This is a genomic window from Pararhodobacter sp. CCB-MM2 (assembly GCF_001691415.1).
GTDB lineage: Bacteria > Pseudomonadota > Alphaproteobacteria > Rhodobacterales > Rhodobacteraceae > Pararhodobacter.
Genome location: NZ_LRRR01000034.1, coordinates 17,739 through 31,741, shown reverse-complemented (window position 1 = coordinate 31,741; position 14,003 = coordinate 17,739). Strand labels below are relative to the sequence as shown.

The following is a 14,003-nucleotide window of genomic DNA, read 5'->3' as shown; positions in this document are numbered from 1 at the left end:
CGTCGCTCAGTTCACCCGCGCGACCACGAAATCCGCCAGATCGGCCAACAGGCCTTTCAGCGGATGCTCGGGCACCGGGGCCAAGGCGGCTTTCGCCTGCTCGGCCCAATCCAGCGCGGCCTGACGCGTGCTCTGAAGCGTGCCGTGCTTGGCCATCAGCGCCATCGCCTGCTGCAGATCGCCGTCCTGCTGCTGGCCCTTGCCGATCGTGCGCTCCCAGAAGGCGCGCTCCTCGGCATCGGCCGCGGCGATGGCGCGGATCACCGGCAGGGTCAGCTTGCGCTCGCGGAAATCGTCGCCGAGGTTCTTGCCGATGCCGTCGCCGGCCCCGCCGTAATCAAGGTAATCGTCGACGATCTGGAAGCAGATCCCCAGCGCATCGCCATAATCGAACATCGCCTGCACCTGCGCCTCGGGCGAGCCGGCGATCACCGGACCCACCTGTGTCGCAGCCGAGAACAACGCGGCGGTCTTGCCACGGATCACCTTCATATAGGTGTTTTCGGTCGTGGCGATGTTCTGCGCGGCGGTCAGCTGCAGCACCTCACCCTCGGCAATCACCGCAGCGGCGTTCGACAGGATGGTCAGCGCGCGCAGATTGCCGGGCTCGACCATCAGCTGGAAGGCGCGGGCAAAGAGGTAGTCGCCGACCAGCACCGAGCTCTTGTTGTCCCACAAAAGGTTCGCGGTCGGACGGCCCCGGCGCTGGGCACTTTCATCGACCACGTCGTCATGCAGCAGCGTCGCGGTGTGGATGAATTCGACCGTCGCGGCCAGCTTCACATGGTCCTCACCGGTGTAACCGCACAGCCGCGCGGCGGCGAGGGTCATCATCGGACGGATGCGCTTGCCACCGGCCTCGATCAGATGCGCGGTCACCTCGGGGATGCGCGGCGCATTCTCCGAGGCCATGCGGTCCCGGATCAGCGCGTTGACGCTGGCCATGTCATCGGTCAGAACCCGCGACAGGGCTTCGAGCGGGCTGACGGCGGTGACATTCATCGGCGGCTTGCCTCTGCTTTGACAAGCCATGGGGCTTGCCGTTTAGTGACGTGATGAAAGAACTGCTGCGCACGACCGATCCGACGGTCATTCCCTTTGCAACGGCCCTTCTTGCGGCCGAAGGTATAGAGGCGTTTGCCGTGGACGTCCATATGAGCGCGCTGTCCATCGTGCCGCAGAGACTGCTGGTTCGGGACGAAAATCTCTTCATGGCCAAGGCGATCCTTCGCGACAACGGTGTAGCTGTCGATGGGTGACGAAGCGCTGACGCGCGACATCTTTCTGGGGGGAAAGCTGGCCATCTGGCAGCCGCGCGAAGGCTACCGCGCGGCGACCGATCCGGTGCTTCTGGCCGCCGCCGTGCCGGCGCTGTCCGGCCAATCGGTGCTGGAGCTGGGATGCGGCGCCGGCGTGGCCCTGCTGGCCCTTGGGCGCCGCGTTCCCGGGCTGGCCCTGCACGGGGTCGAGCGGCAGGAAAGCTATGCCGCGCTTGCCCGTCGCAATGCTGGTGAGAACAGTTTGCGGGCCGAGGTGGCCGTGGCCGATCTGACCGGCTTGCCGGCGCCGCTGCGCATCGGCTTCGATCATGTGATGGCCAACCCGCCGTATTACCGCCCCGGCTCACCCGCCGCGCGCGATGCAGGCCGGGCGCAGGCCCTGCGCGAAGAGACGCCGCTCTCCGATTGGATCGCGGCGGGGCTGAAACGGGTGAAGCCGGATGGCTATCTGACGATGATTCACCTCGCCGACCGGCTGCCGGACATCCTCTGTGCGCTGTGGGGGAAGGCGGGGCTGGTGGTGCGTCCCATCGCCGCGCGACAGGGGCGCGAGGCCGGCCGGGTTCTGGTTCAGGCCCGCAAGGGGCGCAAGTCCCCGTTCCGCCTGTTGGCCCCGTTGGTCATGCACGAGGGCGAGTCGCATCTCGGCGACCGCGACGATTTTTCGCTGTCCGCGCGGGCAGTGCTGCGCGATGGCGCGGCACTGGACTGGAGTTGATCCGGCCACTCGGCCCGTTCCCGCCGGTTGCGCAAAATTGCTGCAATTCTCCTTCGGGTTTCGTGTGACAAAACGATGAAGATATGGTGCACTGGTGACACGGAAACCCGTAACAGGAGGATACAAATGTCGCTGACTTCGCATCTTCAGGAACTGCGCCGCCGCCATCAAAGCCTTTCGGATCAGGTCGAACAGGCACAGCGAGCACCCGGCGTAGACGACATGACAATCGCCGAAATGAAGAAGCAGAAGTTGCGCCTGAAGGAGGAAATCACCCGTCTTGCGACGGTGTGACGTCTGACTGACTGACGCGCGACGCGCCTTTGGATCCGGCGCGCGCGGCAAGGATCGCGCCGCCGGTGATCAGCAAGGCGGCCATTGCCAGCGACAGGCTGGCATTGGCCATCCCCGCCAAAACCAAGACCAGCGTGGACAGCAGCGGCGCGGCATAGGATGCCGTTCCCAGAAGCTGGATGTCCCCGCCCTTCACTCCGATATCCCACGTGTAGAAGGCCAGCCCCACCGGGCCCAGGCCCAGACCGATCACGGCCAGCCAACCCAGCGTGTCTACGGGCCAGAGTGTAGGCTCCAGCGCCGTATGGCTGATCGCCGACAGAAGCGCCGTCAGCAAGCAGTTGACGGCCACCGCCGCCGTGGGCACGCCCTTCAACCGGCGCGATCCCAGCGAATACCCGGCCCAGGTCAGCGCCGCGACGAAGGCCACGCCATAGCCGGCCATGGCCCCGGACATCGAGCCGATGCCTCCGGCCACGATCAGGGCTGCGCCGAAGAAGGCCAGCACCGCCCCGGCGACATGGCCGGCGCGCAGCTGCTCGCCCGGCATCAGCCCTGAGAACAGGACGATGAACAGGGGCCACAGGTAGCAGATCAGCCCGGCCTCGGCCGCCGGAGCCATGCGCAGCGCGGTGAAATACAGTAGATGGTAGCCGAAAAGTCCCAGCGTGCCAAAAACATAGGCCTTCAGCGGCACCGCGCGAAGTTGACCCAACCCGCCCGTCACGCCCAGCCAGATCATGCCGACCGTGCCGCCGATGCCAAAGGTCAGCGCATTCAGCAGAAGCGGCGGGACCGGGTCCGAGGCCACGGTGAACAGCGCCAGCAACGCCCAAAGCGCCACCGCCGAAAAGCCGACCAAGGTTGCCTTTTGCCGATCCATCGCCCGCCCTTCCCGCTGATCACCCGGCCACAGCTATACGGCGCGACCGGGTTGGGGCAAGGCAGGACGGAAAAAGGGCAGGGCGACCCGTGGCCGACCTGCCCTCTTCTTTCGCGTGAAGCGCCTCAGACGAAGAATTGCGCGCCGTTCGCGCTGATCGTCGAGCCGTTTACGAAGCCCGCGTCGTCCGAGACGAGGAACTTCACGCAGCGCGCGATTTCCTCGGGCTCGCCCAGACGCCCAGTCGGGATCTGCGCGATGATCGATTCGCGCACCTTCTCCGGCACGGCCATGACCATCTCGGTGGCGATATAGCCCGGGCAGATGGCGTTGGCGGTGATGCCGAAGCGCGCGCCTTCCTGTGCCAGCGACTTCACGATGCCCAGATCGCCCGCCTTGGTCGCGGCATAGTTCACCTGACCGAACTGGCCCTTCTGCCCGTTGATCGAGCTGATGACGACCACGCGGCCGAACTTGCGCTCGCGCAGGCCCGGCCAGATCGGGTGCACAGTGTTGAAGACGCCCGTCAGGTTGGTGTCGATCACCTGCTTCCACTGATCGGGGGTCATCTTGTGGAACGGCGCGTCGCGGGTGATGCCGGCGTTGGCGACGACCACGTCAATCGGGCCCAGTTCGGCCTCGACAGCCTCGATCCCGGCCTTGGAGGCGTCGTAATCCGCGACGTTCCACTTGTAGGTCTTGATGCCGGTCTCGGCGGTGAAAGCAGCCGCGGCCTCATCATTGCCGGCATAGTTCGCCGCGACGGTATAACCCGCGTCTTTCAAAGCCTTGGAAATTGCCGCGCCAATGCCGCGCGAGCCACCGGTGACCAGTGCAACCCGTCCCATATAATCCTCCTTCGGAATGCTCTTGTAATTCTGTTATCGAAAGTAAAAGGCGGGCGCAACATTGTTGCGCCCGCCTTGCTGCTCTGTCGCAGGTCAGGGACGCTTCAGCGCTCGAGGCACATGGCGACGCCCATGCCGCCGCCGATGCACAGCGTGGCCAGACCCTTCTTCGCGTCGCGGCGCTTCATCTCGAACAGCAGGGTGTTCAGGATGCGCGCGCCCGAGGCGCCGATCGGGTGACCGATGGCGATGGCGCCGCCGTTCACGTTCACGATCTCGGGGTTCCAGCCCATGTCCTTGTTGACCGCGCAGGCTTGGGCCGCGAAGGCCTCGTTCGCTTCGACGAGGTCCAGATCGGCGGCGTTCCAGCCGGCCTTGTCCAGCGCCTTGCGCGACGCGAAGATCGGGCCCACGCCCATGATCGCCGGGTCGAGGCCGGCGGTCGAATAGGAGGCGATGCGCGCGAGCGGGGTCAGGCCACGGCGCGCGGCTTCCTCTTCGGTCATCAGCATCACAGCGGCGGCGCCGTCGTTGATGCCCGAGGCGTTGGCCGCGGTGACCGAGCCGTCCTTGGTGAAGGCCGGGCGCAGTTTCTGCATGCTTTCCAACGTCGCGCCGTGGCGGATGTATTCGTCCTTGTCGACGATCATCTCGCCCTTGCGGGTCTTGATGGTGAAGGGGATCACCTCATCGTCGAACTTGCCGGCTTTCTGGGCCGCTTCGGCCTTGTTCTGCGAGCCGAGGGCGAATTCGTCCTGCTGCTCACGCGAGATCTGCCATTGCTCGGCGACGTTCTCGGCGGTCTGACCCATGTGGTAGCCGTTGAACGCGTCCCAGAGACCGTCCTTGATCATCGAATCGATGAGCTTCACGTCGCCCATCTTGGTGCCGGCGCGCAGATGCTGGACATGCGGCGAGAGCGACATGTTCTCCTGGCCCCCGGCGATGACGATGTTCGCATCGCCCAGTTGGACATGCTGGGCACCCAGCGCAACCGCGCGCAGGCCCGAGCCGCACACTTGGTTGAGACCCCAAGCCGAGGCTTCCTTGGCGAGACCGGCGAGGATCGCGGCCTGACGCGCGGGGTTCTGGCCCTGACCGGCGGTCAGCACTTGGCCGAGGATGGTTTCCGCGACTTCCGCCTTGTCGATGCCGGCGCGCGCGACCACTGCTTCGATCACCGCGGCCCCCAGTTCGTGGGCGGGGGTGTTCGCGAAGCTGCCATTGAACGAGCCCACGGCAGTTCGGGCAGCGGATACGATCACGACATTGGTCATAGGGGCTCCTCTCGCGTAAGGCGGGCCCGTCGCGGGCCGCGCAACTTCACGAAGGTGTACGCCCCGCCCTCGGTCAAATCAATGCCGCAGTGCGGAAAACGCAGGCGAATCGCCCGTATTTGCGTCGTTAGCGCGACCTGTTTGCGCCCCCAACCGGCGTTAGCGCAGCCGTTAGCGCGCCCTCAATCCGGGGCGCGCCATTGAAGGAAAGGGGGCCGGGTTCGGCTTAGGCCAGCTTGCTGAGCCGAGAGGTCAGCCAAGGGGCCTCGGTCGCGGGGACGCCGTAATAATAGCCCTGAAGGCAGTCGAAGCCGATATCGATCAGGTAGCGCGCGTCCTCGGCGGTTTCGACCGATTCGGCGACGGTGAACATGTCGAAATGCCGGCCGATCGACACCAGCGCCTGAGCCAGCACCTGATTGTCCGGATCATTGGCGATGTTGCGGATGAACTGGCCATCGATCTTGATGATGTCGAAGTAGAAGTCCTTCAGGTAGCGGAACGCCGTGTAGCCCGCGCCGAAGTCATCAAGGGCAAAGCAGATGCCGCGCGCCTGCATGTCGGCCATGAACACGGTTACCAGATCCGGCATCACCATGGCGGAGCTTTCGGTGATCTCCAGGATCAGACGCTCGGCGACCGAGGGATCGGCCCGCAGGCCCCGCTCCAGCACGGCCAGCCATTGCGGATAGCCGATGGACCGGGCGGACATGTTCACGCTGAGTCGGATCGACGGCTCCTTGGCCAGCGCGGCCAGGCCCAGCTCCAGCGCCAAGCAGTCGATGCGGCGGCCGAGTTCATGCGTCTCCACCTCGCCCATGAAATCGCGGGCAGGGATCACGCGGCCCTTGTCATCCAGAATGCGGATGAAGGCCTCATAGAACGCGGCGCGATTGGTCATCCGCGCCTGCACGACGGGCTGATAGGCCAACATCGCGCGCTTTTCGTCGAGGGCCTTGCGCACCATCTCGATCGTCTGCTGCTGGCGCATGCGATCGGCGACGGAGAGCGGGCTGTCCAGCCCGTCTTCGGGCAGGTTGGTCGAGGGGTCCATAGGCATCGAGCGAATCCTTCCGCACTTCTTGAGGCACCTTGCGTGAAAAGCCGTTAACCTCAGGTGAAGAGGGACGAGAAACTGACAATTGTATGCAGCTTTTCGCCCCTCCCGCCCCAACCCCGGCCCGGCGGCGCCGATTGCGCCTTGGGGCCCTCGGGCGTATACCGGCGCCGCAAGTGCAGGACCGGCAAAGGGGATGACGATGAGCGACGGCGCAAACAGCATGTGGGGCGGCCGCTTCGCCGGCGGCGTGGATGCCATCATGGAGGCGATCAACGCCTCGATCGGCTTCGACAAACGCATTTATGCGCAGGACATTGCCGGCTCGCGCGCGCATGCCGCGATGCTGGCCGCGACCGGTATCATCACCGAGGCCGATCACGCCGCCATCGACGCTGGCCTGCAACAGGTCAAGGACGAGATCGAGGCCGGCCAGTTCCAGTTCAAGACCGCGCTGGAAGACATCCACATGAACGTGGAGGCCCGTCTTAAAGAGATCATCGGCGAGCCCGCCGGCCGTCTGCACACCGCCCGGTCGCGCAACGATCAGGTCGCCGTCGATTTCCGTCTTTGGGTGCGCGATCAATGCGATGCGGCCATCACGGGCATCGACAGCCTGATGAAAGCCTTCCTCAAACAGGCCGAGGCCGGCGCGGATTGGGTCATGCCGGGCTTCACCCATCTGCAGACCGCGCAGCCGGTGACTTGGGGCCACCACATGCTCGCCTATGTTGAGATGTTGGCCCGCGACAAGTCGCGTTTCCAGGACGCCCGCACGCGGATGAACGAATGCCCGCTGGGCGCGGCCGCGCTGGCCGGGACCTCGTTCCCGATCGACCGCCACATGACCGCCAAGGCCTTGGGCTTTGACCGGCCGACGGCGAACTCGCTCGACAGCACCGCGGACCGCGATTTCGCGCTGGAATTCATGGCCGCCGCGTCGATCTGCGCCATGCACCTGTCGCGCTTCGCCGAAGAGCTGGTGATCTGGTCCTCGGCGCAGTTCCGCTTCGTGCGGCTGTCGGACAGCTTCACCACCGGCTCGTCGATCATGCCCCAGAAGAAGAACCCGGACGCCGCCGAGCTGCTGCGCGCCAAGATCGGCCGGATCTTCGGGGCCAATGTCGCGCTGATGATGGTGATGAAGGGCCTGCCGCTGACCTATTCCAAGGACATGCAGGAGGACAAGGAACAGGTCTTCGACGCCGCCGACAACCTGATGCTGAGCCTTGCCGCGATGGAAGGCATGGTCAAGGACATGAACGCCAACCGCGAGTCGCTGGCCGCCGCCGCCTCGTCCGGCTTCTCGACCGCGACGGATCTGGCCGACTGGCTGGTGCGCAGCCTGAACCTGCCGTTCCGCGACGCGCACCATGTCACCGGCTCGCTGGTGGCGCTGGCCGAGAAGAACGGGTGCGACCTGCCGGACCTGAGCCTAGCCGAGATGCAATCGGCGCATCCGGGCATCAACCAGGAGGTCTATTCCGTTCTGGGGGTCGACAACTCGGTGCGCTCGCGTGTTTCCTATGGCGGGACGGCGCCCGATGCGGTGCGCCAGCAGACCGCCCGCTGGAAGGAGATCCTGGGATGAAACTTGCGCTCTGGTCCGCGCTTGCGGGCCTAATGCTGCTCACGGCCTGCGGGGCAGGGGACCCTCCCTCCGCCCCCGGCTCGCCTGACCTTTCCAGCGTCTGGAACCCGGCCGGGTGAGGTTCCTGTGGCTGATCCTGGCGATCTGGGGCGCGGTGCATCCGATGTCCTGGTTCCTCGATTGGTTCGGTGAGCACGGTTTCACGCTGACCGGGATGGTTGCGGCCTGGCATGCCAATGCTGCGACCTCGGGCCTGTTCTGGGATCTGACGATCTCGGCCGTGGTGCTGACGCTCTGGGTTCTGGTCGAGGTCTCCCGGACCCGCCGCTGGAGTGGCCTTCTGGCAATCCCGGCGACGTTCTGTATCGGCGTCAGCTGTGGTCTGCCGCTTTACCTGTACCTCCGCGATGGCGGGGGGAATTCTTGAATTTCTGACAGCGCCGCGCGCGCATCCGGGGGCCCTGTGGACCATTTTCTCTATCGTGACGGGCATCTGTGTGCCGAAGATGTGCCGATGTCGGACATTGCCGCCGCTGTGGGCACGCCGTTTTATTGCTACTCGGCCGCGACCCTGACGCGCCATTTCCTGCTGTTCAAGGAAGCGTTGGAGCCGATGCCGTCGCTGGTGTGCTTCGCGGTAAAGTCGAACTCCAACGTTGCCGTGCTGAAGCTGCTGGGCGACCTCGGCGCGGGCATGGATGTCGTTTCCATCGGCGAATACCTGCGGGCCAAGGCGGCGGGCGTCCCGGGCGAACGGATCGTCTTCTCGGGCGTGGGCAAGACCCCGCAAGAGATGCGCATGGCGCTGGAAGGCGGCATTCGCCAGTTCAACGTCGAATCCGAACCCGAGCTGGAGGCGCTGTCCGCCGTCGCCTCGTCGATGGGTGTCGAGGCGCCGATCACCCTGCGTGTGAATCCGGACGTGGACGCGAAGACGCATGAGAAGATCTCGACCGGGCGCAAGGAAGACAAGTTCGGCGTGCCGATCTCTCGTGCGCGCGAGATCTACGCCCGCGCCGCCGCGCTGCCGGGGATCAAGGTCGTCGGCGTCGACATGCATATCGGCAGCCAGCTGACCGACCTCGCGCCGTTCGAAGCGGCCTATACCAAGATGCGCGGCCTCGTCGAAGCCCTGCGCGCGGATGGCCATACGATCGACCGGCTGGACCTCGGCGGGGGCTTGGGCATTCCCTACACCCGTTCGAACGAGGCGCCGCCGCTGCCGCTGGATTACGGCGCGATGGTCAAGCGCGTGCTGGGCGATCTGGGCTGCGAGATCGAGATCGAGCCGGGCCGCCTGATCTCGGGCAATGCGGGCATGCTGGTCACGCAGGTGATCTACCGCAAGTCCGCGGAAGAGCGGGAATTCCTGATCGTCGACGCGGCGATGAACGATCTGATCCGCCCGGCCATGTATGGCGCGCATCACGACATCATCCCGGTGATCGAGGCCGAGGCCGGCGTCCTGCCCGAGCCTTTCGACATCGTCGGCCCGATCTGCGAAAGCGGCGATACCTTCGCCAAGCAGCGCGCCTTGCCGCCGATGGCACCGGGCGATCTGGTCGCGTTCCGGTCGGCTGGCGCCTATGGCGCCGTGATGTCGTCGGAATACAACTCGCGGCCGCTGATCCCCGAGGTCATGGTGCAGGGCGATCATTTCGCCGTTATCCGCGCCCGCCCGACCTATGACGAGATGATTGCCCGCGATAGCATCCCCGCGTGGCTGTAGAGAGACGACAGAATGGCGGCTGAGAAAGACCCGCTGGCCCCCGCTGCGCGCGCGCTCCGCTGGACGCGCGCGGCGATGGTGCTGGAGCGGGTGATCCAGTCCCTGTGGCTGGCCGTCTCGCTCGCCATTCTGGCCGTGGCCCTCTGGGCCTTCGATCTGCACACCCGTCTGCCCGGTGATTCCGCGCTTTGGGTCGCGGGCGCCTTCGGCCTCGCCATCCTTCTGGCGCTGGGCGAGGGGCTGTGGCACTTCCGCTGGCCCACCCGGGCCGAGGCCGTCGCACGGCTGGACCGCACCCTTGCCGGCCGCCCCTTGAATGCGCTGACCGACCGGCAGGCGCTGGGCTCGGGCGATGCCGCCTCCGAGGCGCTGTGGCAGGCGCATCGCGCGCGGATGGAGCGCCTCGCCGCGACCGCCCGCCCGCAGCCCGCCGACCCCCAGATCACCCGGCGCGATCCCTATGGCGTGCGCCTCGTGGCACTGACGGCGGGGCTGATGGCAGTGTTGTTCGCCGTGCCGGGGCAGCAAGGTCCGCTGGCCGGCATGCCGGGCGCGGCCGGGGCCGCGATCGGTCCCAGCTGGGAAGGCTGGATCATCCCGCCCGCCTACACGGGCCGTCCGGGCCTCTATCTGAACGAGATCGAGCGCGAGACCTTCGAAGTGCCGCAAGGCAGCCGCATCGTGCTGCGCTTCTACGGCCAACCCGGCGCGCTGACGCTGGAGCAATCGCTCGACGCGGGCGTTACCGCCGATGACAGCGGGCAGGCGTTGGAATTCGACGCGCGCCATTCCGGGCGGCTGACGATCGATGGCCCCTCGGGGCGCAGCTGGCAGATCGCCGTGCAGCCCGATGCGGCGCCGGTGATCGAACCGACCGGCCCGATGGGACGCGGGCGCGGCGGCGTTGCCGAGCAGCCCTTCACCGCCACCGACGATTACGGCGTGCAGACCGGCGAGGCGGTGGTGACGCTGGACCTCGACGCCATCGATCGCCGCTATGGTCTCTCGGTCGTGCCGGAGCCGCGCGAGCCTCTGCACCTGTCGCTGCCGATGCCGATGACCGCCGCGCGCGAAACGGTGAGCGAAACGCTGCGCGAGGATCTGTCGCTGCACCCCTGGGCCAACATGCCCGTCGAGATTGCCCTGACCGCCACCGATGCCGCGGGTCAGACCGGCACCAGCCCTGCGCGCGAGATCGTGCTGCCGGGCCGTCGCTTCTTCGAACCCTCGGCCCGTGCGCTGATCGAATTGCGCCGTGACCTGCTGTGGAACCGGGACAACGCCCGCCGTTCGGCGATGCTGATGCGCGCCATGCTGCATGAGGGGCAGGAGGCCTTCCTGTTCCGCGGCGCCCCGGCGATGATCCGCGGCGCAGTGTCTTTCATCGAGACCCGCCTCGACGCCGGCACCTTTGATGGCGCCGCCCGCAATGAGTTGGCGCAGGATCTTTGGGACCTCGCCCTGCTGATCGAGGAAGGCGAGCTGGCCAATGCCCGTGAGCGTCTGCAACGCGCCCGCGACCGGCTGGCTGAAGCCATGGAGCGCGGTGCCGACGCGGCCGAGATCCAGGAGCTGATGGACGAGCTGCGCGAAGCCACCCGCGACTACATGGAGATGCTCGCCGAGCAGATGCCGGAGGAGGAGACCGATCAAGGCGACCAGCGCGACCGTGGGGGCGAGCAGGAAAGCCAATCGGTCACCCAGAGCCAGATCCAGGAGATGATGGACGCGATCCAGCAGGCCATGGAAGAGGGCCGGATGGACGACGCGGCCGAGATGATGGCTCAGCTCAACGCCCTGCTCGACAATCTGCAGATGCAGCGGGGCGAGGGTGGCGAATCGATGCCCGGTGGGCAGGCAATGGAGGGGCTTGGCGACACGCTGGGCGAACAGCAGGGCCTCGCCGACGAGACGTTCGAGGAGCTGCAGGACCAGTTCGGTCCCGATGGCCAGCCGGGCGACCAAAGCCAGCAGGGCGAGCCGGGCAAGGACCAGCAGGAGGCCATGCGCGAGCTGGCCGAGCGCCAGCGCCAGCTGCGCGAACAGCTCCGGGCGCAGCAGCTGGGCGAATTGCCGGGCGAGGGCACGAACGAGGGCGAACAGGGTCTGCAATCGCTCGAAGAGGCCGACCGGGCGATGAACGACGCCGCCCGTGCGCTGGAGGAGGGCGACATGCGGGGCGCGCTGGAGCGTCAGGCCGAGGCGCTGGAAGCCCTGCGCGAAGGCATGCGCAACTTCCGCGACGCGCTGGACGCCGATCAGCGGGAACGTGCGGCGACCGACGGCGAAAGCGACCAGCAGGCCGAAGGGCAGGGCACGGGCCGTGATCCGCTGGGGCGTGAGCTGGGCTCGACCGAGCAGGGCGGCGTCGGGCCGGGTCTGCCGGGAGAAGACCCGCGCGCCCGCGCCCGCGAGTTGCTCGACGAGATCCGTCGCCGTCAGGCCGAACGCGAACGGCCGGAAGACGAACGCGATTATCTCGGCCGTCTGATCGATCCGTACTGATCCCTCGACGGCGTTTCCGTCACAGAACCCACTGCGCCAAACGGGCGCAGGTGGCGCAATGCCGCACTGCGGCAAGGTGCCGGATGGGCGCGCGGCCTGCGAAAAGGCATATCACGGAAAAAGAAATACCCTGCGAAAACCAATAGCCGGCGCGCCTCTTTCGCTGCCGGCTGCGCGCCTGCCGCGCGTTGTCCCAAGACCGGAGTTTCCCATGGCCGCTGCCGATATCGCCTTCACCGCCTCGCGTCGGACCCGCAAACCCTTCGTCTACTCGCTGCCGATCATCGGCGGCATCGCCCGCGAATGGACCGAGGGCGACGCGGATTTCCCGCTTTACCTGATCGTTGCGCTGGTCTCGATCTGGGGGATCTCGATTGTCACCTGGGGCCTGCCCGCGCTGTTCCTGCCGGCGGTGTTCTTCTCGCCGGTGATGCTGTTCATCCTGGTGATGATCTCGCGCGGATAAAGGCCCTTGAATCCGGGCGCGACCGCCTGACGCCTTAAACTTCCCCCCGCACTGCGCTATCTCTGCCCCAAGCGAAGGAGAGAGCCATGCGGCAATCGGTGGATGTTCTGGTCTCGGGCGGTGGGGTCGCGGGCCTTGCGGCGGCGGCGGCCTTTGGCTCAGCCGGCTATTCGGTGATCTGCGTCGATCCCGCGCCGCCGGTGACCACGGGCGACGCGCCCGGCGCCGACCTGCGCACCACGGCCTTTCTGCAGCCCTCGATCCCGGTGCTGACCGAGGCCGGGCTCTGGGCGCGGCTCGAGCCCCATGCGATGCCGTTGCAGGTGATGCGCATCGTCGATGCCGGCGGGCCCGAGCCCGTCGCCCGCATCACCCATGATTTCAACGCGGCCGATGTCTCGGCCCAGCCTTTTGGCTGGAACCTGCCGAACTGGCTTTTGCGCCGCGAATTCGTGGCACGGTTGGCCGAGCTGCCGAATGTCGATTTTCGCCCCGGCACTGGGACAAAGCGGCTGTTCACCCGCGAACGCGAGGCGCTGGTGACCCTGTCCGACGACAGCCAGATCGCCGCGCGTCTGGTCGTGGGCGCCGATGGCCGCCATTCGCCGGTGCGCAAGGCGCTGGGCATCCCGGCCCATGTCACCCGCTATGGCCAGAAGGCGCTGGCCTTCGCCGTCACCCATCCCGAGCCGCACCAGAATGTCTCGACGGAGGTCCACCGCTCGGGCGGGCCCTTCACGCTGGTGCCGCTGCCGGATCATCAGGGCAAGCCCTGCTCGGCCGTGGTCTGGATGGAGACGGGGCCGGAGATCGAACGCCTCCGCGCCCTGCCGCGCGAGGAGTTCGAGGCAGCGATGAACGAACGCTCCTGCGGGCTGTTCGGCTGGCTGGAACAGGCGAGCAACCTGACGATCTGGCCGATCATCACCCAACACGCCGAACGCTTCATCGGCCAGCGCACGGCGCTGATCGCCGAGGCCGCGCATGTCGTGCCGCCCATCGGCGCGCAGGGGCTGAACATGAGCCTCGGCGACCTGACCGCGCTGATAGCCGTCTCGACACCCGAGACCCTGGGCGAGCCCGGCCCGCTTGAGGCCTACCAGCGCCGCCGCTGGCCCGAGGTGAAACTGCGCCTCGCCGGGGTGGATGCGCTGAACCGTGCCTCGATGATGGCCTCCCAACCCCTGCGCGACGCCCGCGCCGCGACCCTGCACGCGCTCTATTCGCTGGCGCCGGTGCGCAAGGGGCTGATGCAACTCGGGATCGGGATGCGCTGAAAGGGGAGGGGTTTCGCCCTCACCCGGCATGCCTCCGGCACGCAGGTCTCGGGCGACCAGAGATGTATAGGGGGGCCT

The 14,003-nt window shown here is 66.8% G+C and carries 14 protein-coding genes; 9 read left to right on the top strand and 5 right to left on the bottom strand.

The window, feature by feature from the left end:
- Positions 1–6 precede the first annotated feature (6 nt).
- Complete coding sequence (locus BCY78_RS21165; RefSeq protein ID WP_068305789.1) at positions 7–1,002, bottom strand: polyprenyl synthetase family protein; 996 nt, start codon at positions 1,000–1,002, stop codon at positions 7–9.
- 53 nt (positions 1,003–1,055) lie between these two features.
- Between BCY78_RS21165 and BCY78_RS21160 the strand changes: the two genes are divergently transcribed.
- The 3 genes from BCY78_RS21160 to BCY78_RS21150 all read left to right on the top strand — a co-directional run bounded on the left by BCY78_RS21160 (position 1,056) and on the right by BCY78_RS21150 (position 2,292).
- Complete coding sequence (locus BCY78_RS21160) at positions 1,056–1,259, top strand: DUF2007 domain-containing protein (protein WP_068305787.1); 204 nt, start codon at positions 1,056–1,058, stop codon at positions 1,257–1,259.
- Entirely contained in the window at positions 1,252–1,998 is a 747-nt protein-coding gene (locus tag BCY78_RS21155; RefSeq protein ID WP_068305785.1) for a tRNA1(Val) (adenine(37)-N6)-methyltransferase, read from the top strand. The genes BCY78_RS21160 and BCY78_RS21155 overlap by 8 nt, the downstream gene beginning before the upstream one ends.
- Before the next feature lie 126 nt (positions 1,999–2,124).
- Positions 2,125–2,292, top strand: coding sequence for a YdcH family protein (locus BCY78_RS21150; RefSeq protein WP_068305783.1), 168 nt, complete (start codon positions 2,125–2,127; stop codon positions 2,290–2,292).
- Here BCY78_RS21150 and BCY78_RS21145 read toward each other — a convergent pair.
- The 4 genes from BCY78_RS21145 to BCY78_RS21130 form a co-directional block, all read right to left on the bottom strand.
- A complete protein-coding gene (locus tag BCY78_RS21145; RefSeq protein WP_068305782.1) occupies positions 2,270–3,175 on the bottom strand; it encodes a DMT family transporter in 906 nt (301 codons plus the stop codon). The two genes, BCY78_RS21150 and BCY78_RS21145, sit on opposite strands and share 23 nt — an antisense overlap.
- 125 nt (positions 3,176–3,300) lie before the next feature.
- Positions 3,301–4,023: an acetoacetyl-CoA reductase gene (phbB, locus tag BCY78_RS21140; protein ID WP_068305780.1), complete on the bottom strand. Its 723-nt coding sequence runs from the start codon at positions 4,021–4,023 to the stop codon at positions 3,301–3,303.
- A gap of 104 nt (positions 4,024–4,127) precedes the next feature.
- Positions 4,128–5,300, bottom strand: coding sequence for an acetyl-CoA C-acetyltransferase (locus tag BCY78_RS21135; RefSeq protein WP_068305778.1), 1,173 nt, complete (start codon positions 5,298–5,300; stop codon positions 4,128–4,130).
- A gap of 226 nt (positions 5,301–5,526) precedes the next feature.
- The gene (locus BCY78_RS21130) at positions 5,527–6,360 is read right to left on the bottom strand and encodes an EAL domain-containing protein (RefSeq protein ID WP_225297707.1); all 834 of its coding nucleotides are present in this window, start codon (positions 6,358–6,360) and stop codon (positions 5,527–5,529) included.
- 199 nt (positions 6,361–6,559) lie between these two features.
- On the opposite strand from BCY78_RS21130, the gene argH reads away from it, so the two are divergent.
- From argH to BCY78_RS21100, 6 genes are all read left to right on the top strand, one after another.
- A complete protein-coding gene (gene argH / locus BCY78_RS21125) occupies positions 6,560–7,948 on the top strand; it encodes an argininosuccinate lyase (protein WP_068305774.1) in 1,389 nt (462 codons plus the stop codon).
- Positions 7,949–8,063: 115 nt separating this feature from the next.
- Positions 8,064–8,375 carry a DUF2834 domain-containing protein gene (locus BCY78_RS21120; RefSeq protein WP_068305772.1) on the top strand — a complete coding sequence of 104 codons (312 nt, stop codon included), beginning with the start codon at positions 8,064–8,066 and terminating at the stop codon, positions 8,373–8,375.
- A gap of 36 nt (positions 8,376–8,411) precedes the next feature.
- A complete protein-coding gene (lysA, locus tag BCY78_RS21115) occupies positions 8,412–9,677 on the top strand; it encodes a diaminopimelate decarboxylase (protein ID WP_068305770.1) in 1,266 nt (421 codons plus the stop codon).
- Between the two features lie 12 nt (positions 9,678–9,689).
- Complete coding sequence (locus BCY78_RS21110) at positions 9,690–12,182, top strand: DUF4175 domain-containing protein (protein ID WP_068305768.1); 2,493 nt, start codon at positions 9,690–9,692, stop codon at positions 12,180–12,182.
- 211 nt (positions 12,183–12,393) lie between these two features.
- Positions 12,394–12,648, top strand: coding sequence for a hypothetical protein (locus BCY78_RS21105; protein ID WP_068305766.1), 255 nt, complete (start codon positions 12,394–12,396; stop codon positions 12,646–12,648).
- A gap of 86 nt (positions 12,649–12,734) precedes the next feature.
- Positions 12,735–13,925: a UbiH/UbiF family hydroxylase gene (locus tag BCY78_RS21100; RefSeq protein WP_068305764.1), complete on the top strand. Its 1,191-nt coding sequence runs from the start codon at positions 12,735–12,737 to the stop codon at positions 13,923–13,925.
- The last annotated feature ends 78 nt before the right edge of the window (positions 13,926–14,003 follow it).